Origin of the sequence: Sphingomonas pokkalii (assembly GCF_003096275.1) — a bacterium.
Taxonomy (GTDB): Bacteria; Pseudomonadota; Alphaproteobacteria; order Sphingomonadales; family Sphingomonadaceae; genus Sphingomonas; species Sphingomonas pokkalii.
Map to the genome: position 1 here is coordinate 2,499,917 of NZ_QENQ01000001.1, position 21,806 is coordinate 2,521,722.

General features: G+C 66.4%; 26 protein-coding genes. 13 read left to right on the forward strand and 13 right to left on the reverse strand.

Going from position 1 to position 21,806, the window contains the following annotated elements; all coding sequences use genetic code 11:
• Positions 1–8 precede the first annotated feature (8 nt).
• The 5 genes from DD559_RS11460 to pyrE all read right to left on the reverse strand — a co-directional run bounded on the left by DD559_RS11460 (position 9) and on the right by pyrE (position 3,879).
• On the reverse strand, positions 9–1,112 hold the full coding sequence (locus tag DD559_RS11460; protein ID WP_116469290.1) for an AI-2E family transporter: 1,104 nt from the start codon (positions 1,110–1,112) through the stop codon (positions 9–11).
• Positions 1,109–1,999, reverse strand: a complete 891-nt coding sequence (lepB, locus tag DD559_RS11465) for a signal peptidase I (RefSeq protein ID WP_438270405.1) — start codon at positions 1,997–1,999, stop codon at positions 1,109–1,111. The genes DD559_RS11460 and lepB overlap by 4 nt, the downstream gene beginning before the upstream one ends.
• Positions 1,999–2,412 (reverse strand): holo-ACP synthase, encoded by a 414-nt coding sequence (gene acpS / locus DD559_RS11470; RefSeq protein ID WP_116469292.1) that lies wholly within the window; start codon positions 2,410–2,412, stop codon positions 1,999–2,001. The genes lepB and acpS overlap by 1 nt, the downstream gene beginning before the upstream one ends.
• A 157-nt stretch (positions 2,413–2,569) precedes the next feature.
• Positions 2,570–3,298: a pyridoxine 5'-phosphate synthase gene (locus DD559_RS11475; protein WP_116469293.1), complete on the reverse strand. Its 729-nt coding sequence runs from the start codon at positions 3,296–3,298 to the stop codon at positions 2,570–2,572.
• On the reverse strand, positions 3,295–3,879 hold the full coding sequence (gene pyrE, locus DD559_RS11480) for an orotate phosphoribosyltransferase (RefSeq protein WP_116469294.1): 585 nt from the start codon (positions 3,877–3,879) through the stop codon (positions 3,295–3,297). Before pyrE ends, DD559_RS11475 begins: the two co-directional genes overlap by 4 nt.
• 170 nt (positions 3,880–4,049) lie before the next feature.
• Between pyrE and coxB the strand changes: the two genes are divergently transcribed.
• Both coxB and ctaD read left to right on the forward strand, forming a co-directional pair.
• Positions 4,050–5,171, forward strand: coding sequence for a cytochrome c oxidase subunit II (gene coxB / locus DD559_RS11485; protein ID WP_116469295.1), 1,122 nt, complete (start codon positions 4,050–4,052; stop codon positions 5,169–5,171).
• 3 nt (positions 5,172–5,174) lie between these two features.
• On the forward strand, positions 5,175–6,827 hold the full coding sequence (gene ctaD / locus DD559_RS11490; protein ID WP_116469296.1) for a cytochrome c oxidase subunit I: 1,653 nt from the start codon (positions 5,175–5,177) through the stop codon (positions 6,825–6,827).
• 232 nt (positions 6,828–7,059) lie between these two features.
• On the opposite strand, the gene DD559_RS11495 is transcribed toward ctaD, so the two are convergent.
• On the reverse strand, positions 7,060–9,156 hold the full coding sequence (locus DD559_RS11495) for a TonB-dependent siderophore receptor (protein WP_116469297.1): 2,097 nt from the start codon (positions 9,154–9,156) through the stop codon (positions 7,060–7,062).
• A 273-nt stretch (positions 9,157–9,429) separates the two neighbouring features.
• Here DD559_RS11495 and DD559_RS11500 point away from each other — a divergent pair, with 273 nt between their 5' ends.
• Genes DD559_RS11500 through DD559_RS11525 form a run of 7 tightly spaced genes read left to right on the forward strand, consistent with a single transcriptional unit; the run spans position 9,430 to position 13,332 of the window.
• Positions 9,430–9,717, forward strand: coding sequence for a hypothetical protein (locus tag DD559_RS11500; protein ID WP_116469298.1), 288 nt, complete (start codon positions 9,430–9,432; stop codon positions 9,715–9,717).
• A gap of 42 nt (positions 9,718–9,759) precedes the next feature.
• Positions 9,760–10,665 (forward strand): heme o synthase, encoded by a 906-nt coding sequence (locus DD559_RS11505; RefSeq protein ID WP_116469299.1) that lies wholly within the window; start codon positions 9,760–9,762, stop codon positions 10,663–10,665.
• Positions 10,662–10,832, forward strand: coding sequence for a cytochrome c oxidase system small membrane protein (locus DD559_RS19825; RefSeq protein WP_165830934.1), 171 nt, complete (start codon positions 10,662–10,664; stop codon positions 10,830–10,832). Before DD559_RS11505 ends, DD559_RS19825 begins: the two co-directional genes overlap by 4 nt.
• A complete protein-coding gene (locus DD559_RS11510) occupies positions 10,829–11,368 on the forward strand; it encodes a cytochrome c oxidase assembly protein (RefSeq protein WP_116469300.1) in 540 nt (179 codons plus the stop codon). The genes DD559_RS19825 and DD559_RS11510 overlap by 4 nt, the downstream gene beginning before the upstream one ends.
• A 36-nt stretch (positions 11,369–11,404) precedes the next feature.
• Positions 11,405–12,289, forward strand: coding sequence for a cytochrome c oxidase subunit 3 (locus DD559_RS11515; RefSeq protein WP_116469301.1), 885 nt, complete (start codon positions 11,405–11,407; stop codon positions 12,287–12,289).
• A gap of 1 nt (position 12,290) precedes the next feature.
• Positions 12,291–12,689: a DUF983 domain-containing protein gene (locus DD559_RS11520; RefSeq protein WP_240610217.1), complete on the forward strand. Its 399-nt coding sequence runs from the start codon at positions 12,291–12,293 to the stop codon at positions 12,687–12,689.
• Between the two features lies 1 nt (position 12,690).
• Positions 12,691–13,332, forward strand: a complete 642-nt coding sequence (locus DD559_RS11525; protein WP_116469303.1) for an SURF1 family cytochrome oxidase biogenesis protein — start codon at positions 12,691–12,693, stop codon at positions 13,330–13,332.
• Here DD559_RS11525 and trhO read toward each other — a convergent pair.
• Positions 13,305–14,282, reverse strand: coding sequence for an oxygen-dependent tRNA uridine(34) hydroxylase TrhO (gene trhO, locus DD559_RS11530; RefSeq protein WP_116469304.1), 978 nt, complete (start codon positions 14,280–14,282; stop codon positions 13,305–13,307). The genes DD559_RS11525 and trhO overlap by 28 nt on opposite strands.
• A gap of 79 nt (positions 14,283–14,361) precedes the next feature.
• On the opposite strand from trhO, the gene thrC reads away from it, so the two are divergent.
• Both thrC and DD559_RS11540 read left to right on the forward strand, forming a co-directional pair.
• Positions 14,362–15,753 carry a threonine synthase gene (gene thrC / locus DD559_RS11535; protein ID WP_116469305.1) on the forward strand — a complete coding sequence of 464 codons (1,392 nt, stop codon included), beginning with the start codon at positions 14,362–14,364 and terminating at the stop codon, positions 15,751–15,753.
• A complete protein-coding gene (locus DD559_RS11540) occupies positions 15,750–16,619 on the forward strand; it encodes a class I SAM-dependent methyltransferase (protein ID WP_116469306.1) in 870 nt (289 codons plus the stop codon). Before thrC ends, DD559_RS11540 begins: the two co-directional genes overlap by 4 nt.
• A gap of 34 nt (positions 16,620–16,653) precedes the next feature.
• On the opposite strand, the gene DD559_RS11545 is transcribed toward DD559_RS11540, so the two are convergent.
• The 6 genes from DD559_RS11545 to ykgO all read right to left on the reverse strand — a co-directional run bounded on the left by DD559_RS11545 (position 16,654) and on the right by ykgO (position 19,855).
• Positions 16,654–16,998: a UrcA family protein gene (locus DD559_RS11545; protein WP_116469307.1), complete on the reverse strand. Its 345-nt coding sequence runs from the start codon at positions 16,996–16,998 to the stop codon at positions 16,654–16,656.
• Between the two features lie 106 nt (positions 16,999–17,104).
• Positions 17,105–17,635 carry a hypothetical protein gene (locus tag DD559_RS11550; protein ID WP_240610218.1) on the reverse strand — a complete coding sequence of 177 codons (531 nt, stop codon included), beginning with the start codon at positions 17,633–17,635 and terminating at the stop codon, positions 17,105–17,107.
• A gap of 153 nt (positions 17,636–17,788) precedes the next feature.
• Positions 17,789–18,427: a hypothetical protein gene (locus DD559_RS11555; protein WP_116469309.1), complete on the reverse strand. Its 639-nt coding sequence runs from the start codon at positions 18,425–18,427 to the stop codon at positions 17,789–17,791.
• Positions 18,424–18,696 (reverse strand): PadR family transcriptional regulator, encoded by a 273-nt coding sequence (locus tag DD559_RS11560; protein ID WP_116469310.1) that lies wholly within the window; start codon positions 18,694–18,696, stop codon positions 18,424–18,426. The genes DD559_RS11555 and DD559_RS11560 overlap by 4 nt, the downstream gene beginning before the upstream one ends.
• Before the next feature lie 401 nt (positions 18,697–19,097).
• A complete protein-coding gene (locus DD559_RS11565) occupies positions 19,098–19,718 on the reverse strand; it encodes an HAD family hydrolase (protein ID WP_116470868.1) in 621 nt (206 codons plus the stop codon).
• Between the two features lie 11 nt (positions 19,719–19,729).
• Complete coding sequence (gene ykgO / locus DD559_RS11570; RefSeq protein ID WP_010543750.1) at positions 19,730–19,855, reverse strand: type B 50S ribosomal protein L36; 126 nt, start codon at positions 19,853–19,855, stop codon at positions 19,730–19,732.
• Positions 19,856–20,062: 207 nt separating this feature from the next.
• Here ykgO and DD559_RS11575 point away from each other — a divergent pair, with 207 nt between their 5' ends.
• Together DD559_RS11575 and DD559_RS11580 are read left to right on the forward strand one after the other, a co-directional pair.
• Positions 20,063–20,674 carry a DUF4136 domain-containing protein gene (locus DD559_RS11575; protein ID WP_240610219.1) on the forward strand — a complete coding sequence of 204 codons (612 nt, stop codon included), beginning with the start codon at positions 20,063–20,065 and terminating at the stop codon, positions 20,672–20,674.
• The gene (locus DD559_RS11580; RefSeq protein WP_116469311.1) at positions 20,671–21,789 is read left to right on the forward strand and encodes a M14 family metallopeptidase; all 1,119 of its coding nucleotides are present in this window, start codon (positions 20,671–20,673) and stop codon (positions 21,787–21,789) included. Before DD559_RS11575 ends, DD559_RS11580 begins: the two co-directional genes overlap by 4 nt.
• The last annotated feature ends 17 nt before the right edge of the window (positions 21,790–21,806 follow it).

A 21,806-nucleotide genomic window follows, 5' to 3' on the forward strand; every position in this document is an offset into this window, starting at 1 on the left:
CAATCCCCCTACGACGTTTCGCCGTCGGAATCGTCGTCGCTTTTCGGCTTCTTGCCGTTGAGGCGGGCGTTGCTCTCCAGCGCGACCTTGATCATCGCCACCATCGGATCGGCCAGCGCCAGCCCGAGCACGCCGAACAGCGTGCCCGAGAGGATCTGCGAGGACAGCGTCAGCGCCGGCGGCAGATCGACGGTGCGCTTCGCGACCATCGGGATCACCACATAGCCGTCGAAATTCTGCACGGCGAAATAGATGATGATCGCCCAGATGCCGGTTTCCTGGCCTGCACTGAAGCCCACCGCCGCCATCAGCACGCCGGAAATGATCGCCCCGACATTGGGAATGAACGCCAGCACGCCGGTGATGATGCCGAGCAGCAGCGCCATCGGCACGCCCGCAACGCTGAGGCAGATCCAGGTCAGCACGCCTTCGAACAACATGCCCAGCAGGCGCCCGGCGAGCAGGCGCCGCATCGTCGTCGCCATGCCACCCAGCATCTGCGCAAAGGCGTGGCGCTGGTCGAGCGGGACCATCCATTGCAGCCCGCGCTCGTAGATGCGCGGTTCCAGCGCCACGAACAGGCCAAGGATCAGAATCATCACCATGCTGGTCACCGCGCCGATCGCGGTGCCGACAGCGCTGGTGAGCTTGCCGACCGAACCGAGCGCCTCGCGCAGCATCCCGTTGATGTCCGATCGGCCGGGCATCAGCCCCATATCGGAGGCCCAGCGCCCGACGCGGTTGGCCTGCGCCTCCAGCGTGGTGCGCAACTGCTCCGCCTGGTCGGCGATCTGCATCCCGGTGCGGTAGAAGACGAGGCCGAAAAAGGCGAAGACCAGCAGCAGCACCAGCGCGATGCGCAGCCCCCGCGGGATCGGCAGCACCTTGCCCAGCAGCCGCGCGCCGCCATCGAGCATGGAGGCGAAGACGAGGCCGGCAAAGATGATCAGCAGCGGCTGGATCAGCAGCACGATCAGGGCGATGCCCACCGCCATGCCCAGCCACACCGCCGCCTTCTTGAATTCGGCGCGGATGGCGGGATCGCGAAACTCATTGGGTCCGGGCGCCTGCACCACGCGGACGCGCGCCGATTCCAGGGGATCGTTGCTCATTTGCCCTCGCGGCTGGGGTGAAGCGAAATGCCCGTCCGATCGCCGCGAAAACCGCTGAACCAGGTCAGCGGGTTCCAGGTCGACGATCCGTCGCGGGAGAAGGTGATGAACTCTGCCCGGCCGCCGATATTCTCCCACGGCACCGGACCGCCCAGCCCGTTCTGCTCCAGGCTGAAGCGGCTGTCGGCGCTGTTGTCGCGATTGTCGCCCATCAGGAACACATGATCCTTGGGCACCGTCACCGGGCCATAATGATCGCCCGGCGAATCGCCCAGATCGGCCACATCATAGCTGGCGCCGCCGGGCAGCGTCTCGCGGAACAGAGTCAGGCTGCAATACGCCTTGCCGCCATGGGTGACGCGCCGTCCCTGGTAGAAGACCGATCCGCCGCGCTCCGGATCGGGATCGCAGCGGGTATTGCCGTCGATCGGTATCAGCCGTTCGCCCAGCGCCACGCGCGGCACCGGCTTGCCGTTGATCCAGACGACACCGTCCCGAACGGCGATCGTGTCGCCGGGCAGGCCGATCACCCGCTTGATATAGTCGGTGCTTTGCTGGGGCGGCGTGACGATCACGATATCGCCGCGGGCCGGCAACGCGCCGAGCAGGCGGCCCGGAATCGGCGGCAGCAAATGGAAGGTCGGCGTGACGAACGAATAGCCATAGGGATATTTGGTCACGATCAGCTGATCGCCCACCCGCAGCGTCGGCAGCATCGATTCGGACGGGATGTAGAAGGGCTTGGCGATCAGGCTGTGAAAGGCGAGCACGCCCAGCACCAGCCACAGGATTCCCACGAACTCGGACCACCAGTCGGTGCCCTGGCTCGTCGCGCGTCGCCGCCGCTCGATCCGTTTGCTGTTCAGCGCCAGCTCGTCCACCCCCACTATGCGTCCTTTTCTGCCGGTATGGCTTCGATCATCACCATCGCGAACGCCCAGGGATGATCGTCCGTCAGCGTCAGGTGCACGCGCGCCACGTGTCCCGGCGGTGTCAGGGCGTCAAGCCGGGCCTTCGCCCCACCCGTCAGCGCCAGGATCGGCGCACCGGAAGGGGCATTCACCACGCCGATGTCCTTCAGGAACACGCCGTGCTTGAAGCCGGTTCCGACCGCCTTGGAAAATGCTTCCTTCGCCGCAAACCGCTTGGCAAGCGTGGCGGCGTAATTGTGCGGCCGTTTTGCCGCCTTGGCCAGTTCCAGATCGGTAAAGGCCCGCTCCTCGAACCGCTTGCCGAAGCGATCGAGCGAATGCTGGATCCGCTCGATATTGCACAGGTCCGATCCCAGCCCGAGGATCATATTTCCTTCTCCCGAAAGCGAAAGAGGAAGGGCGCCGCCAACGCCAGCGGAGGGGTGAGGCGGGGTGCGGTTCCCGGGCGGATCGCCAGCAACGCCCGCGTCTCGCCCTCTCCCCGCCCCTCTCGCGCTTGCGGGAGAGGGGGAAGGGCAAGGAAGCTCACCGGGCCGAATCCATCAGGCTGCGCATCCGCTGCACCACCGGGGCAAGGCCGTCGAAGATCGCCTCGCCGATCAGGAAATGGCCGATGTTCAGCTCCATCACCTGCGGGATCGCCGCGATCGGTACCACATTCTCGAAGGTCAGGCCGTGGCCGGCATGGGGTTCGATGCCGTTGCGCGCCGCCAGCGCCGCCGCGTCGGCAAGACGCTTCAGCTCCACCGCGATATCCTCGCCCTCCAGCTCGGCATAGCGGCCGGTGTGCAGCTCAACGACCGGCGCGCCCAGCCGGATCGCCGCATCGATCTGCCGCGCCTCCGGCTCGATGAACAGCGAGACGCGGCTGCCATTGTCGCGCAGCTTCGCCACCATCGGCGCCAGCAGATCGAACAGGCCGGCCGCATCCAGCCCGCCCTCGGTGGTCCGCTCCTCGCGCTTCTCGGGCACGATGCACACGGCATGGGGGCGATGGCGAATCGCGATCGCCAGCATCTCTTCGGTCGCGGCCATTTCGAGGTTCAACGGCACGGTCAGTTCGGTGGCCAGCCGCGCGATGTCCGCATCGGTGATGTGGCGCCGGTCCTCGCGCAGATGGGCGGTGATGCCATCCGCCCCCGCCTCGGCCGCCAGCAGCGCCGCGCGCACGGGATCGGGGTAGCCGCTGCCCCGCGCGTTCCGCACCGTCGCGACATGGTCGATATTGACCCCGAGGCGCAGCCGGCCGGTCATGCCGGGATCGCCCGGCTTCCTGGCTTGGTCGCCGGGATCGCCGCCAGCTCGGGCGGCAGCTGATCGGCGGGATAGGCCGGCACGTCCAGCTTGGTCAGCGAAATCAGCGGCACGCCGACATCGGCCTTGCCGTTCGAACGATCGACGATGCACGCCGCGCCGACCAGCGTACCCGGATGCTTCTGGATCGCGGCGATGCACTCGCGCGAGGAAAGCCCCGTGGTGACGATGTCCTCCACCATCACCACGCGAGCACCTTCGGGAATCTCGAAGCCGCGGCGCAGCTGGAACTCGCCGTCCTCGCGCTCGACGAACACCGCCTTGCAGCCCAGCGCCCGCGCCGTCTCATAGCCGGGGATGATCCCGCCGATCGCCGGGGAGACGACAATATCGATCTGGCCAAAGGTCGCGCGAATCAGCGCGCCCAGCGCGCTGCACACCCGCTCGGTGCGCACCGGATCCTCGAAAATCCGCATCTTCTGGAGAAATACGGGAGAGCGCAAACCGGAAGACAGGATAAAATGCCCCTCCAGCAATGCCCCGGCATCGCGAAACTCGTCGAGGATGGCATCTCCGGTCAATGTCTGCACTCCAAAGCAATCGATGGCCGCGATCCTTTAAGTGGCGGAAGCAGCGTCCGCAACCGCGCGCGAAAAAGGTTGAGAATGGGCTTTTCCGGGCTATACCTTCCGTAACATGGGCCGGTGCGAGGTCCTGGTTGTGCGTACCTGGAGAGGGGTGGCCACACACGATGCGCAATCTTTCGTTTACGTCGATATTGCTGGCCGCTGGGCTGGCCTTTGCTTCGCCGACGGTGGCACAGACCGCCGCGACGGAACCCGTTGCAACCGCCGCCCCTGCGCCGGCGGCTTCCCCGGCCGCGCCCGCCGCCAAGGTCGCGGATCCCACCGTCGACGCCAAGGGCGTGCCGCTCACCCGGCCCGAACCGGGTGTCGGCCAGCCGGTCGACAAGGCCATTTCGCTCCAGCCGCAGGTAACGCCCACGGGCGAGGAAGCGCACTGGTTCCACAACACCATCCTGCTGCCGCTGATCACGATCATCTCGATCTTCGTGCTGCTGCTGCTGGTGTGGGTGATCCTCCGCTATCGCCGCGCCGCGAACCCCACGCCCTCGCGCACCAGCCATAATACCGCGATCGAAATCGTGTGGACGCTGGCGCCGGTGCTGATCCTGGTGGCGATCGCCATTCCCTCGATCAAGCTGCTCGCCGCCCAGTTCAAGCCTGCGCCGAAGAATGCGGTGACGCTGAAGGCGATCGGCAACCAGTGGTTCTGGTCGTACGAATATCCCGACAATGGCGGCATCCAGCTGACGGCCAACATGCTCAAGGAAGGCGATCAGGTCGGCAAGGGCCAGCGCTATCGCACCGATGCCGATGGCCCCCGCCTGCTCGCCACCGACCAGCGCGTGGTGCTGCCGGTCGGCGTGCCGATTCGTCTGGTTACGACCGCCACCGACGTGATCCACAGCTGGGCCGTGCCCGCCTTCTGGATCAAGCTCGATGCGATTCCGGGCCGGCTGAACGAGACGAGCTTCATCATCCCGAAGGAAGGCGTCTATTTCGGCCAATGCTCCGAACTCTGCGGCGCGCGCCACGCCTTCATGCCGATCGCGGTCGAGGCGGTGAGCCCGGCCAAGTTCGCGCAATGGGTCGCCGCGAAGGGCGGCACCATGCCGGGGGCCAAGGCCGAACCGGCGAGCACGACGGCGATCGGCAACGACGCGACCGACGCCGCCACTGCCAACGGCACCGCCGAAGCCGCACCCACCGTCGCCGCCACCGCCTCCCCGGCACCGTCCAACACGCCTGCGACCGCGAACCCCGCCGGCGCCGGCAACACGGGCAACTGAGCCATGACCGATACCGCGCTCCCCTATGCCGCCGCGCACGACGCGCATCACCACGATGCCGATCACAAGCCGGGCTTCTTCGCCCGCTGGTTCATGTCGACCAACCACAAGGATATCGGCACGCTCTACCTGATCTTCGCGATCTTCGCCGGCATCATCGGCGGCGCGATCTCGGGCATCATGCGCGCCGAACTGATGCAGCCGGGCATCCAGTATCTGCCCTGGTGGGTGGCCAAGCTGCACGGCGAAGGCACGTTCGACGAAGCGATGCACTTCTGGAACGTGCTGATCACCGCGCACGGCCTGATCATGGTGTTCTTCATGGTGATGCCGGCGATGATCGGCGGTTTCGGCAACTGGTTCGTGCCGATCATGATCGGCGCGCCGGACATGGCCTTCCCGCGGATGAACAACATCTCGTTCTGGCTCACCGTGGCCGGCTTCGTGCTGCTGATGCTTTCGCCCTTCGTCGGGGTGGGCGCCGGCACGGGCTGGACGGTCTATGCGCCGCTATCCACCTATGGCGAGCCAGGGCCGTCGGTCGATTTCGCGATCTTCTCGCTCCACCTCGCGGGCGCCGCATCGATCCTCGGCGCGATCAACTTCATCACGACGATCTTCAACATGCGCGCACCGGGCATGACGCTGCACAAGATGCCGCTGTTCGCCTGGTCGGTGCTGGTCACCGCCTTCCTGCTTCTGCTGGCGCTGCCGGTGCTCGCCGCGGCGATCACTATGCTGATCACCGATCGCAACTTCGGCACCGCCTTCTACGATCCGCAGTACGGCGGCGATCCGGTGCTCTACCAGCATCTGTTCTGGTTCTTCGGCCACCCCGAAGTCTACATCATGATCCTGCCGGGCTTCGGCATCATCAGCCACATCGTCGCGACGTTCAGCCGCAAGCCGGTGTTCGGCTATCTCGGCATGGCCTATGCGATGGTGGCGATCGGGCTGGTCGGCTTCGTCGTCTGGGCGCACCACATGTTCACCACCGGCCTGCCGGTCGCGGTGAAGATGTACTTCACCGCCGCGACCATGGTGATCGCGGTGCCGACGGGCGTGAAGATCTTCTCCTGGATCGCGACGATGTGGGGCGGCTCGATCAGCTTCAAGACGCCGATGGTCTGGGCGATCGGCTTCATCTTCATGTTCACCGTCGGCGGCGTGACCGGCGTCGTCCTCGCCAATGGCGGCGTCGACGATTACATGCAGGACACCTATTACGTCGTCGCGCACTTCCACTATGTGCTGTCGCTGGGCGCGGTGTTCAGCCTGTTCGCCGGCTTCTACTATTGGTTCCCGAAGATGACGGGCAAGATGTACAACGAGTTCCTCGGCCAGGTGCACTTCTGGGTGTTCTTCGCCGGCGTGAACCTGCTGTTCTTCCCGATGCACTTCCTGGGGCTCCAGGGTATGCCGCGCCGCATCCCCGACTATACGGACCAATATGCCTATTGGAACCATATGGCGACGGTCGGCTATATGGTGATGGCTGCGGGCATGGCGGTGTTCTTCGTCAACCTGATCTACTCGCTGCTCGCCGGCAAGAAGGCCGAAGCCAATCCCTGGGGCGAAGGCGCGACGACGCTCGAATGGACCCTGTCGAGCCCCCCGCCCTTCCACCAGTTCGAGACGCTGCCCAAGATCGACTAAGTCGATACGGGTTGGAGAGGATGGCGCCCCGGAAGGAAACTTCCGGGGCGCTTTTTCGTGGGCGACTGAACTTTCCCCCTCACCCTTCCCACCGCCTTTGGCGGCGGGCCCCTTCCCTCTCCCACAAGGGGAGAGGGAGTTGGACGCCCCTTCTCCCTCTCCCCTTGTGGGAGAGGGAGGGAGCCGCAAAGCGGCGGAAGGGTGAGGGGGACCACGCTACCTTGCAGATGCCTCAGAAGCGCGTCGACGCCGTCACCCGGAAATTGCGCGGTGCGCCCGGCATCGTCCACACATTGGCGTAGGCGCTGGCGATGTAATAGGTGTCGAAGATATTATCGATGTCCGCCCGCAGCGTCAGGCGATCGTTCAGCGCGACGCTCAGATTCGCCCGTGCGATCGTGTAGGCCGGCAGGCGATAGGCGGTACCGAACGGATCGCCGGCACGCTTGCCGACATGGCTGACGCCACCACCCAGCGCGAACCGCCCCAAGGTCTGCTGCACGAACAGGCTGCCCATATCGTCCGGCACGTTGCTCAGCGGCGTGCCGATCAGCGCCGCATTGGCATCGTTGCGCACCGTCGCGTCGAGATGGGTGTAGGTACCCGTCACCAGCAGCCCGTCCGCCGCCTTCCAGTTCAGCTCGATCTCACCGCCGCGCGAGCGCTGCCGCCCGATCTGCGTCCTTACGAACGGATCGATCGCGTTGGGATTCAGCACGTTGCGCTTGATCATGTCGAACAGCGCCGCCTGGCCGGTCAACCGCCCGCCGAACAGCGCGAACTTCACACCCGCCTCGGTCGAATGGCTGCGTTCGGCGTTGAACGTCGTCGTGCCGTCGGAGGGATTCAACCGCAGCGATTCGCCCCAGCTGGCATAAAAGGCCAGCGCCGCGCTCGCCCGCCAGGTCAGCGCCACGCGCGGCGTCACGCCCCTGTCCCGGGTTTCCAGGCGCCGGTTCGCCGCCAGCCGGTTGATCACCGTCTCGCGGAAGCTGTTCCACCGCGCGCCGAGCAGCAGGGTGAACGGCCCCGCCCCGATCAGGTCCTGCGCATAGACGCTTTCGCTCCGGAACCGGGTGTAGCGGCTGGCAAAGGCCGGCGGCACCGGCAGGGCAGCCTGGCTATAGACGGGATCGAACAGGTCGATCGGCAGCAGCGGCCGGGTGGCGGTTCCCCGCGCGCGATCCAGCACGAAGTCCATGGCGTGGCGCACGCGGTCCGCACCGATGCGCAGGTCGTGCGTCATGCCGAACAGCGTTCCCTTGGCGGTCAGTTCGACGCGCAGCGACAGGTCGTTCCAGTCGAAATCATGATAGCGCCGATCGCGCCCGGCGGTTCGGCCATCGGCCTGCAACCCGCGCGGCCCGAAATCGACCATGGTGCCATAGCCGCGCAGCGATCCGTCACGCTGGCTCGCGCCCAGTTCCAGCCGCATGTCCTTGCCCAGATCGGCGAACAGGCTCGCCTGCTGCCACAGGCTGTTCTGCACGATATGGCCATCGCCGGGTTCGCCCAGAAAGGTGCGCCGGTCCATCGCCCGCGCATTGCCGCCAACCGCCACGATGCCGCGATCGAGCACGCTGGTATTGCGCATATATTCGGCCTGGTAGAGCAGCCGCAGCCCGTCCAGCGGCCGCCAGGCGATCGACGGCGCGATCAGCCGCCGCGATCCGTCGACATGTTCGCGGAAGCTGTCCCGCTGCTCCGCCACGCCGATCAGCCGCGCCGAAAGCCCTTGCGCCAGCGGCCCGGTCACATCCGCCGTCGCCCGCAGGCTGTTCCAGCTGCCATAGCTCAGATCGGCGGAACCCTGGAAGCGATCGAGCGGCGCCTTGGTGACGAGGTTGATCGCGCCGCCCGGCTCGCCCAGCCCGGAAAGCGCCGCCGTCGCGCCCTTCAGGACCTCGACCTGCTGGATCGTCGCGGTATCGATCGGTGCGTTGAAGCCGAAATTGCTGCTGAATCGGTTGATGCGGATATCGGGGCCGGCATTCTCGTCGCCGGCAAAGCCGCGAATCGAAACCTTGTCCCACAGCCCGCCGAAATCATTCTGCCGGGCAACGCCGCCGGCCAGATCGAACACATCGCCCAGCCGCGTCGCGTTCACCGCATCGAGCAGGTCCCGATCAAGCACCCGAACCGATTGCGGATAGGCCATCGGAGAGACGTCACTGCCGAGAATGCTGGCGCTCGCCGCGCGTGCGGTGACGATGATGTCGTCGCGCGCGCCCGCCGGGGCCTCCTGCGCCATCGCAGGCAGCGGCGCCAAGCAGCCATATGCGGCAAGCAGCAGCGCCCGGCGCTTGGAGTTGGTGGTCGTGGTAGACATGCGGCGCGGCCCCGGATTCGTTTCTGTGGTTTGAAACGGCAGGCAGTACCGCCGTGTGATCGGCGCTTATTCGTATTGATAATGATCCCCAATAGGTACGCTAATGATCCGCTTTAACAGCGAGCCACTCTTGCGTTGTGCAAACGCTTCCACTGGGCGACGGGGCGGGATACAAGCGTAACGAATATCGGCAGGCGGGAAATTCCGGATTTCCCCGGTGCCGCACGGCAATGCCGCGCGTTCAGCCCCTGCCCATCCCCTCAGGAGACTCTCATGCGCAACGCCCCTTATGCGGACTGGATGAAAATCGGCATCGACAGCTGGATGCTCGGTTGGGAAGCCTCCACCGTAATCGGGCTGCGGATGGCGAAGCTGGCGGCCGGCGGGCCGGGGGCATCCGCCGAAGCGCAGCGGATGGTGGCGGAAAAGATGCAGGCCGCCTGGGAACTCCAGGTCGCCGCCGCGACCGGCAGGCTCGGCAGCACGCCCCAGGCCCAGGCGAGCAAGGCGCTGCGCCATTATCGCCGCAAGGTGCGCGCCAATGCCAAGCGATTGGGCTGAGGGCACTTCCCCGCGCCTGAACAGCGCCGTATATCGGGGCGGATGATGTCCGCTGCCAACGCCAATCCCGCCTTGCCCGCCGATTGGCGCGATTTCCTCGCCCTTACCAAGCCGCGCGTGATGACGCTGGTGGTGTTCACCGGCCTGTGCGGCATGCTCGCGGCGCCGGTGCCGATCCATCCGGTGCTGGGCTTCACCGCGATCCTGTGCATCGCGCTCGGGGCCGGTGCGGCCGGCGCGCTCAACCAATGGTATGAAGCCGATCTGGATGCGAAGATGAAGCGCACCCAGGGCCGGCCGCTGCCGGCGGGCCGCATGGAGCGCCAGTCGGCGCTGCATTTCGGCGTTTGGCTCGCGGCGTTCAGCCTGTTCCTGATGTATGTCGCGATCAACTGGGTGGCGACGCTGATCCTCGCCGTCTCGATCCTGTTCTACGTCTTCGTCTATACGATCTGGCTCAAGCGTCGCACGCCGCAGAACATCGTCATCGGCGGCGCGGCGGGTGCCTTTCCGCCGTTGATCGGCTGGGCGGCGGCGACGGGCGATGTGGCGACGCTGCCGCTGCTCCTCTTCGCGCTGATCTTTCTGTGGACGCCGCCGCATTTCTGGGCGCTCGCGCTGTTCGTGAAGACCGATTACGCCAATGCCGGCGTGCCGATGCTGCCGGTCGTCGCCGGCGAGCGCACCACCCGCATCCAGATCGGCCTCTATACCCTGCCGATGATCGCCGCCGCCGCCGCGCCCTGGCCGCTGGGGCTGACCGGCATGGTCTATGGCCTCACCGCCGCGCTGATGTCCGGCATCTTCCTGGCGATGGCGGTGCAGGTCGCCACCCGTCGCACCGCGCCGGAAGACGGTATGATTCCGGAAAAGCGCCTGTTCAAATTTTCGATACTCTATCTGTTCGTGCTATTCGGCGCGCTGGTGATCGACAGGTGGGTGGGATGAACGATCCACGCGGAGAGGATGTGATTCATATGCCGGCATCGGAGCTGGAGTTGATCCGCGCCCGCCAGCGCGCCCGCGCGCGGGTGATGGCGCTGCTGCTCGGCGCGTTCGTGGTCCTGGTCTTCGCCATTTCGATCGTGAAGATGAAGCTGGGCCATAGCGGATGAGGATCAGCCGCAACCTGCGCGTTGGCCTGATGGGTGCCGTGCTGGTCTGCGGCATGACCGGGCTGGGCTTCGCCGCGGTGCCGCTCTACCGGATATTCTGCGAGGCGACCGGGCTGAACGGCACCACCCAGCGCGGGCTGCGCGCGCCGGGTGCCACCGGCCAGAAGATCACCGTCGCGTTCGACAGCAATGTCAGCCCCAAACTGCCGTGGAAGTTCGCCCCCGAGCGCCGCGCCGATACGATCGATATCGGCGGCCGCGACATGGCGTTCTTCACCGCGACCAATCAGTCGTCCAGGCCGATCACCGGCACTGCGACGTTCAACGTCACGCCCGCCCAGGTCGGTAAATATTTCACCAAGATCCAGTGCTTCTGCTTCACCCAGCAGACACTGCAACCCGGCGAAACGGTGCGGATGCCGGTGATCTTCTTCGTCGATCCCAAGATCCTCAACGATCCGGATGCCCGCGACGTGCAGGAAATCACGCTGTCCTACACATTTTATCCAGTGGATTCGGCGAAGACACCAAGCTAGCATCGCGCCAAATTAGAGAGAGGATTGGGGACACCCATGGCTGGAGCAAAGAACCACCAGTACCATATCCTGCCGCCGAGCATCTGGCCGCTGCTGGGCTCGCTGGGCGGGCTCATTCTCGCCTCGGGCGCGGTCCTGTGGATGCACAAGATGGCGAACGGCACGCTGGTGCTCACCACCGGCTTCGCGCTGGTGCTGCTCACCATGTTCGGCTGGTGGGGCAAGGTGATCCAGGAAGCCCATGCCGGCGATCACACGCCGATCGTGCAGCTCCACCTGCGCTACGGCATGATCCTGTTCATCGCCTCCGAAGTGATGTTCTTCGTCGGCTGGTTCTGGGCCTGGTTCGATTTCTCGCTCTTCCCCTCCACCGTCGAAGCGGTCGGCGGCACCTGGCCGCCCAAGGGCATGGAAGTGCTCGATGCGTGGCAGTTCCCGCTGCTCAACACGCTGATCCTGCTCTGCTCGGGCTGCACCGTCACCTGGGCGCATCACGGCCTGATCCACAATGAGCGCGGCGGCGCGCTGAAGGGCGCCTGGGGCCTGATCGGTGTCGGTGAGAACGATACGGTGAAGAAGGGCCTCTGGCTCACCGTCGTGCTCGGCCTGCTGTTCAGCTGCCTGCAGGCCTATGAGTATATGGAAGCCCCCTTCCCCTTCAAGGCGGCGTCGGAACATGGCTCCAGCTATGGCGGCGCCTTCTTCATGGCGACCGGCTTTCACGGCTTCCATGTCATTGTCGGCACCATCTTCCTCATCGTGAACCTGGTGCGCGCCTATCGCGGCGATTTCACGCCACGCCAGCATTTCGGTTTCGAAGCCGCGGCCTGGTACTGGCACTTCGTCGACGTGGTGTGGCTGTTCCTGTTCGCATCCATCTATGTATGGGGTGGTTGGGGCGCGCCGGTGCACGCCGGCTGAGGTGGCCGATCCCCTCCCTGATCCCGCCGGGGGCGGCAGTCCGCTGCCGCCCCCGATCGCGTCCGGCCTGTATGGCTGCTGCCCGCGCTGCGGCGCCAAGACGCTGTTCCGCCGCTTCGCCACCTTCGCCGATCACTGCCCGGCCTGCGGGCTCGATTTCTCCGCCTTCAATGTCGGCGACGGGCCGGTGGTGTTCCTCACCCTCGGCATCGGCGCCTTCGTCACGATCCTGGCGCTATGGGTGGAATTCACCTTCTCGCCGCCCTTCTACGTCCATATTCTGCTGTGGATACCGATCACCCTCGTGCTGACGGTGCTGGCGTTGCGCGTGTCGAAGGGGCTGCTGCTGGCGCTGGAGTATCGCAACAAGGCGCAGGAAGGGCGCCTGCGCAAGGATTGAGATGCGCCGCCTGCCGCCGATCCCCACCCTGCTCGTCGCCCTTGCCGTCGCGGCGATGCTCGCGCTGGGGGTCTGGCAGCTCCAGCGCCGCCACGAGAAGAACGCCGCACTGGCGCTCTATGCCGCCAACAGGATGCAGCCGACGATCACGCTGGAAGGCGGCGATCGCGATCCGGCGCTGCTCTTCCGCCATGCCCGCACCGCCTGTCTTTCGGTCACCGGCTGGGCGCGGCAAGGCGGACGCGGCACGCGCGGCACCAAGGGCTGGCGCCAGATCGCCACCTGCCGCACCCATATCGGCGCGCAGCTTGCCGTGGATATGGGCGTCACCACCAATGTCGGCTTCCAGCCCCACTGGCCCGGGGGCATGGTCAGCGGCACCATCACCCAGTTGCCGGACCACCGCCCGCTGATCGCCGCGATGCTCGATCCCGCCCCCCGCGCGCTGATGCTCGTCTCGGATCGCGCCGCGCCGGGGCTGGAGCCGAGCGCCCCGCCCGACCTGTCGAGCGTGCCGAACAACCACCTCGCTTATGCGGTGCAATGGTTCCTGTTCGCGGGCGTCGCCATCATCATCTACGTCCTCGCGCTGCGCCTGCGCGCCCGCGCCGCGACTCAGCCTTCGCCCTCGGCCGGCGGATAGACTTTCCCGACATGCGGCTCGCCGCGCGTGGCGGCGAAGCATTCCTGCCGCTGCCGCTCGCGATAGCGTGCCCGGTCTTCCTCGGTCCGCTCGTCATAGCACGCCGCGCAGCTCACCCCTTCCTCGAACCGCGGCGAGCGCCGGTCCTCGGCGCTGACCGGCCGGCGGCAGGCATGGCACAGCCCATAGCTGCCCGGCGCCAGCCCGTGCGCCACCGTCACCCGCTGGTCGAACACGAAGCATTCGCCCTCCCACAGGCTTTGCTCGGCGGGCACCTTCTCCAGATAGTTGAGGATACCGCCCTTCAGGTGGAATACCTGCTCGATGCCCTCGGACTTCAGGAACGCCGTCGATTTCTCGCAGCGTATGCCGCCGGTGCAGAACATCGCCACCTTGGGCGGGGTCTCGCCGCGCTCCAGCAGTTCCGCGCGATGCGCGCGAAACCAGTCGGGGAAGTCGCGGAAGCTCTTGGTCTTGGGATCGATCGCGCCGCGAAACGTGCCCGCCGCCACTTCATAGTCGTTGCGCGTATCGATCACGATCGTGCCCGGATCGGCGATCAGCGCGTTCCAGTCCTCCGGCGCGACATAGGTACCCACGCTCGCCAGCGGATCGATATCCGGCTGGCCCATCGTCACGATCTCGCGCTTCAGCCGCACCTTCATCCGGTAGAAAGGCTGCTCGGCCGCCCGCGAATATTTCACGTCCAGCCCGGCGCAGCCCGGCAGCCCGCGCACATGCGCCACCACCGCCGCGATGGCATCGTCGCTGCCCGCGATCGTGCCGTTCACGCCTTCGCGCGCCAGCAGCAACGTGCCCTTCACCGCCTGCCCGCAGCACAAGGCGGCCAGCGGCCCCTGCAACGCCGCCGGATCGTCGAACCGGGTAAACTGGTAGAGCGCCGCCACGCAGATCGGCAGCGCGGCACTATCCTGCGCGTGATCGTCCATCGCCGTGCCTCTAGCGGGATTCGCCGCCCAAGCACAGCTATCTTGTCCCGCCCGCGCCTGCCGGGTAACGCGATCGGCCATGCAGTATCACAGCACGCGCGGCGCCGCCCCTTCGCTGGGCTTTCGGGACGTCACCCTCACCGGTCTGGCCAGCGATGGCGGCCTCTATGTTCCGACCGCCTGGCCGAGCTTCTCGGCCGCGGACATCGCAAGCCTGCGCGGCCTCTCCTATGTCGAGACGGCGGTGCGGGTCATGCTGCCCTTCGTCACCCCGGACCTCTCCGAAGACGAGCTGCGCCAGCTCTGCACCCAGGCCTATGGCCGCTTCGCCCATGCCGCGGTGACCCCGCTCGTCCAGATCGACCAGCAGCACTGGCTGCTCGAACTGTTCCACGGCCCAACCCTCGCCTTCAAGGATGTGGCGCTCCAGCTGCTCGGCCTGTTGTTCGAAAAGTTCCTGGCCGGCACCAACCAGCATCTGACGATCGTCGGCGCGACCTCGGGCGATACCGGCAGCGCCGCGATCGATGCCGTCGCCGGCCGCATCGGCGTCGACATCTTCATGCTGCACCCGCGCGGACGCGTGTCCGACGTGCAGCGCCGCCAGATGACCACCGTGCTCGCCCCCAACGTCCACAACATCGCGATCGAGGGCAGCTTCGACGATGCCCAGGCGCTGGTGAAGGCGATGTTCAACGATGCGGACTTTTCCGGCCGCTTCCAGCTGAGCGCGGTCAATTCGATCAACTGGGCCCGGCTGATGGCGCAGGTGGTCTATTATTTCTACGCCGCCGTCCGCTTGGGCGCACCGGACCGGGCCGTGGCCTTCTCCGTCCCCACCGGCAATTTCGGGGACGTCTTCGCCGGCTATGTCGCGGCGCGCATGGGCCTGCCCATCGCCAAGCTGGTCGTCGCGACCAACGTCAACGACATCCTCCACCGTGCGCTGTCGGCCGGCGATTATTCGGCGGGCACCGTCACGCCCACCGCCGCACCGTCGATGGACATCCAGGTCAGCTCGAACTTCGAACGCCTGCTGTTCGATCTCGCCGGCGGGTCCGTCGCCGATCAGATGCGCGGCTTCGAATCGACCCGCGCGATGCAGCTCACCAACATGCAGCGCGAAGGCGCGGCCAAGCTGTTCACCAGCGACGCGATCGATGCCGACGGCATGAACGAAGCGATGCGCTGGGCCTGTGCAGAGGCGGGCCAGGTGATCGATCCGCACACCGCGATCGGCCTCGCCGCCGCCCAGCGCGCCGGCTTGGCCGCAGACGTACCGGTCGTCACGCTCGCAACCGCGCATCCCGCCAAGTTCCGCGACGCGGTCGAACGCGCCACCGGCGTCCGTCCGCAGGTGCCCGGCCGCATCGGCGACCTGTTCGAACGCCAGGAGCGGTACGACACGCTGCCTGCCACCTTCGACGCGATCACCGGCTACATCGCCGAGCGCGCACACGCCCGGCCGTGAAACTCGTCACCCTCACCGGCGCGCCCTGGGCGGACTATGGGCTGATCGATTCGGGCCATGGCCGCAAGCTCGAACGCTATGGCGCCTATCGCTTCATTCGCCCCGAGCCCCAGGCCTTGTGGGCGCCCGCCTCGGCCGACTGGGACGCCCATGCCGAATTCGTCCCCGGCTCCGACGAGGATGGCGGCGGCCGCTGGGAATATCTGAAGCCGGTGCCCCGCGAAGGCTGGCCGCTGGCGTGGCGCGAGGTGCGCTTCACCGCCCAGACCACGCCCTTCCGCCACCTCGGCTTCTTCCCGGACATGGCGCCGGTCTGGGAGTGGATGCGCGGCCGCGTCGACGGCATGGACGCGCCGGAGTGCATGAACCTGTTCGGCTATACCGGGGTCGGCTCGCTGGCGCTGGCGGCGGCGGGCGCCAAGGTGACGCATGTCGACGCCTCGAAGAAATCGGTGATGGAGGGCAAGGCCAACGCCGTGCTCTCCGGCATGGCCGACAAGCCGATCCGCTGGATGATCGACGACGCGATGAAATTCACCGCGCGCGAGGTGCGCCGCGGGCGGCGCTATGACGGCATCATCCTCGATCCCCCAAAATGGGGCCGCGGGCCCAATGGCGAGGTGTGGAAGCTGGAGGAAGGCCTGCCGTCGCTGATCGACGACGTGGCCAAGCTGCTCGACGAGAACTCGCGCTTTCTGTTCCTCACCGTGTACGCGGTGCGCATGTCGGCGCTGGCGATCGGCGAACTGGTCCGCCAGGCGATGGCGGACAAGGGCGGCACGGTCGAGGCCGGCGAGCTGACGGTGCGCGAGGAAGCGCGCGGGCTGGAACTGCCGACCGCGATTTTTGCGCGGTGGTCGCGCTAGCCTTGGACGCCGGCAAGGGCCCGCGCACACCCTTTCACTTCGCGCGCTTGCCCGCCTGATAGGCCCTTCGCACCGACGCAGGCATGCGCTGTGCCAGCAGAATGGCGGCGGCGCCCGGGCAATGGCGTTTGCTCGCCAGGTGCGCGTCGAACCTGGTCTGCGGGTTCAGTGGATCATAGGCTCGACAAAAGACGCTCGCAGCTTGCGCTACTCGAGCAGCAAGCGCAGCCCTTCCGGCCTCCGTTTCAAGCGCCAGATCGCCATAGCCGACCGCCATGCGAAGCGGCGTAGCTTCCCGCGCGTGCGGCGTAGCTTCCCGCGCGTGCGGCGTGGCGCACGCCGACAGGAGCGCGGCGCAGGGGAGCACCAGCAACTTCATCGTTTCTCTCCAGATTTAAAGAGCGGGATACCGCCGTCGCGACGCGCGCGGACCTCCCTCGGCGGAGCGGCGGCGGCCGATGCACGTCGCCACCCCCGGCAGGATTTCAGGGCACGCGCTTGAAGTGGAACTCGCGGACGAAAGGCGCGCCGCTAGCATCCACCGCAGCGGCCGACTCGGTCATCTCGCATCCATCGGCGGAGACGACATAGACCCGAACCGAGCCCAGCATCTGCTTCTTGGCCAGCCCCATCACCAGCACGTTCGGCGCCGGCGAGCGGAAGGCGGCGCTATCCGCCTCGGACAGGTCCCCCTCGCCGGGAGCGGCGGCGCCGTCGCGGCGATAGCGCACCGCCATGTGGCGGACACTGCCGTCGGGCGCGGTGATGTCGACGGTCGTTCGCCATTGGTCCGCGCCGACCGGCTCGAATGTGAAGCGAACCCGCTTGGGCGGCGGACCGTACTTCTCCGGCATGCGGGTGAGGTCGAGCTCCCATGCCCCGACGAACGGCGACGAGGCCGCTGCCGCGCCTGCAAACACGGGCTCGTCGGGACGAGGTACTGCACTTGCCGTCATGGCGAGGAGGACGGTCACTGCCGCACCGGCAAGGATGGGATGCGTAAAGGACGGTCGCATGGCTTCTTCTCCTCAAGTACCGGGATCAGCCCCGGTTTTTGTCGCGATCACGTGTCGCGTCACGGCACCGCGCGGGCGCACGGTCTGGGTTTCCGGGACGGTGCGCCCCGGAAAGGTCTCAGCGACAGAAGTCGTGCGTGCGGTCGTGGGCGCTTACCGCGCCTGCGCTAGCCCGCTTGACAGCTGGCTATGCCACCGCGCGACGACCGCGATCGTGGCTAGTTCGATGGCGAGTACCGCGCCTTGCAGCACCACCTGCCGCCCATCGAGGAACAGCGCCGCCATGAACAGGATCAGGGTGGCGGTCGCGGCAAGGCAGATGCTGCCCCAGCGCGTTGCACCGGCCCAGTCGCGCTCCAGCGTAAGCCAGCCTACGCGCAGATGACCGAGCCCGATCATCACCTGCAGCATGGCCAGTGCCGGAATCGCGGCTTGGTAGACGCTCGGCAGCAGGTCCTGTCTGGGGCTGCGTTCCAGTAGCGCGCCGGCCAGCCCGTGCTGGTCCGGGTAGAGATAGGGCAGGCCAAACAGCGCACAGCCGATCTGCAGCGCTGCCATCGGCAGCACCATGCCGAGCACCAGTGCGTAGCTGGTGAGGAGGAAATGCCCCTGCTCGCTTGTAAACATCGCACGCCACGCCGCTGTAAGGCAGCCGAACGCGAAGGGCAGCGCCTCCCCGGCCGCCGCCGCGGCCTCGAGTTCCGCCTCCATGGCCGACGCCCAATCGGCATGACGTTCACCGAGGCAGGCTCTCGCCAGCCGCAGCAGGGCCCGAGCAACGAAGAGGGTCATGCGAGTGCTCCCTTGAACGGCCGATCGGCGATGGTGTCGGCAAGCTCCCGCGCCACCGCGTAGCCGGCCGCCGTCAATCGGTAGGCATGGCGGGCGGGCCGTCCCGGCTGCGCAGGCTCGCGCCACTCGGCCTCTACGAGCCCCTGTTCGGTCATCCGCATCAGCAGCGGATAAAGGGTACCGGACAACAGTCCGGTCGCCTTCATCAGCTCATAGCCATGCCGCCAGACATCGCGTTCCTCCGCAAGGACCTGCAGGAGAAGGCGCATCTGCTTCGAGGGTTGCCGCTTCCGAACCATGAGCCTAATACAACATATGTAGATTTAAGAGTCAAGCGGAGGGTCTGCTGGGCGGCATTCCTTGAACGAGCTCAATTCGTATCCCATATGTTCTTACCGGCAGGAGACCTGCCCATCGCTCTTTGAACGTGCTGGAAACATGCGCACGAGAATGCACCGTGCGCATTCGCGTGTGAACTTAGCGAATCGCGCACGGGTGTGAACTTTGGCAACTTAGCGAGGTCGAAACCGTGCGGCGCGTGCGCCTCGACGCCCGCCGTCATCCCCGGCAAAAGCGGCGGTCGCCGTTGCAACTCGAACCGGCATGGCGGACGGATCCCGTTTCCCCCGGGATGACAATTTCGACGATTGGAAAGGGAAAACGCCAGCCCTCAGCCGGCGAGCACGCCCAGCCGCACCAGCTCGGCGCGGAACGCCTCGGCGCCGGTGAACACCACGCCGTGGATGCCCTGCGCCCGCGCCGCTTCGACATTCACCGGCAGATCGTCGACGAACACCGCGTCCGGGCCCTGCAGCCCGAATCGCTCCAGCGCGAGCGTATAGATGGCGGGATCGGGCTTGGTCAGCTTCTCGTCGCCCGAGACGACGATGTCCTGGAAGCGGCCGAACAGCCAGTCGACCTGCGGCATCCAGGCCCGCCAGAATTCGCCGGAGAAGTTGGTGATGCCGTATAGCGGCACGCCCGCCGAATCGAGTTCCTCGACCAGCGCCGCCATGCCGGGGATCGGCGGCCCCAGTTGCTCGCCAAAGCGCGGCCCCCACAGCGCGATCTTGTCGGCATGTTCGGGGTATAGCGCGCTCAGCTCCGCCGAGGTCTCGGCGAAGGGGCGGCCAGCGTCATGCTGGAAATGCCATTCCTTGGTGACGACCTGCGACAGAAACGCGTCGAGCGCCTGCTCGGTGTCGAACAGGCGCTCGTACAGCCGTCGCGGTTCCCAGGGGAACAGGACGTTGCCGACGTCGAAGATAACGGCGTGCGGCACAGTCCCCACGCGCAAAGGGCTTAGCCCTGGCGTGCCTTGAAACGCTTCTGCGTCTTGTTGATCACGTAGATCCGGCCACGGCGGCGGATAACGCGGTTGTCGCGGTGCCGCCCCTTGAGCGACTTCAATGAATTCACGATCTTCATGACCGATTCGCTTCTCAAATTATCTGGAATGCCGGAAAGAGGCGCCCGCCTATAAGCGCGGGGGCAGGAAGTCAAGGCAAAGCCGCGCAAATGCGTCTGATCGCGCCGTTCGGGCGTTTCGACGGCGGGAAGACGGCGGAACCGACTCGACCGCATGGCGGTTGGCAGGATACAGCCGTTGCGGCCGCGAAACAGGAGTGCGTGTTCGTGAATCAGTATCTGCGTTTTGCCTTGCTTGCCACCCTGCCCGTGCTGGCGGCGGGATGCACCTCCACCACCGGGCGGACGCCGATCGACGTCACCCGCTACCACCTCGGCCAGGCGATGGAGCGGACAACCGTCACCATCATGCCGATGAGCGGGGCGATGGACGTCAGCGCCGAATATCGCGTCTATGCCGATGCCGTGCAGGCGGAGCTGAACCGGCTGGGCTATGTGCCCGCCACCAGCGATCGCCCGGCAGGCTATATCGCCTCGGTATCGTTCACCCGGTCGACCCGCGGGGTGATCCAGGATCGCCCCCCGGTTTCGGTCGGGCTGGGCGGCGGCAGCTTCGGCGGCGGTCGCGGCGGCGGTGTCGGCCTGGGCGGCGGCGTCTCCTTCGGGCTCGGCAAGGGCAAGCAGCATGAGATCCTGGTTTCGCAGCTCTGGGTGCAGCTCCGCCGCCGCGCCGGCGAAAGCGTGATCTGGGAAGGCCGCGCCGAAACCACCGGCGTGGGGGTGAAGGACAATCAGCCCGCCGCCACCGCCCAGCGCCTCGCCGCCGCGCTGTTCAAGGACTTTCCGGGCGAGTCCGGCATCACTATTACGGTGAAATGAGCATCCAGATCAGCGCCGCCTTCGATAGCGGCAATATCCGCGTCGTCGCCATCGATGGCGATACCGTCGACCTCGAGATCGTGAAGGATCACGAGTCCGACTTCTACCAGTGGTTCCACTTCCGCGTCACCGGCGCGAAAGGAAGGGCGCTGACGCTGCGGATTCTCAACGCCGCCGGCTCGGCCTATCCGTTCGGCTGGCCGGGCTACAAGGCGCGCTGGTCGGCGGATCGCGAATCGTGGCGGATGACCGATACCGACTATGCAGACGGCGTCCTCACCATCCGCCACACCTGCCAGATGGCGATCACCTGGTTCGCCTATTTCGCGCCCTATTCGATGGAGCGCCACCATGATCTGGTCAGCCGCATCGCGCTGGCCGAAGGTGTGACGCACCGCCAGCTCGGCACGACGCTCGACGGCCAGCCGATCGACTGCCTCACGCTGGGCGAGGGGCCGAAGCAGGTCTGGCTCTATGCCCGTCAGCATCCCGGCGAGAGCATGGCCGAATGGTGGATGGAGGGCGCGCTGGAGTTCCTGACCGACGAAGACAATGCCGTCGCCCGCGATCTGCGGGCCAGGGCGACCTTCCACTGCGTCCCGAACATGAACCCCGATGGTTCGCTGCGCGGCCATCTGCGCACCAATGCGGCGGGAGTGAACCTCAACCGCGAATGGCACACCCCTACGCCGGAGCGCAGCCCGGAAGTGCTGGCGGTGCGCAACGCGATGGATGAAACCGGCGTGCACTTCGCCATGGACGTCCATGGCGACGAGGCGATCCCGGCCAATTTCCTCGCCGGATTCGAAGGCATTCCGAGCTGGACCGACGCACTCGGCGAGAAATTCTACGAATTCGGCCGGCGGCTCGCCGCGCACACCCCCGATTTCCAGACCGAGCTCGGCTATGACAAGTCGCCCCCGGGCAGAGCGAACCTGGCCATGTCGACCAACCAGCTGGCCGAGCGGTTCGGCGCGGTATCGATGACGCTGGAAATGCCGTTCAAGGATCATGACGCCAATGCCGATTCCGAATTCGGCTGGTCCCCGATCCGCAGCAAGCTGCTCGCCCATGCCTGTCTGGAGACGCTGGCAAGCATGATCGACGATCTGTGATCGCCATCCGGGAGGGC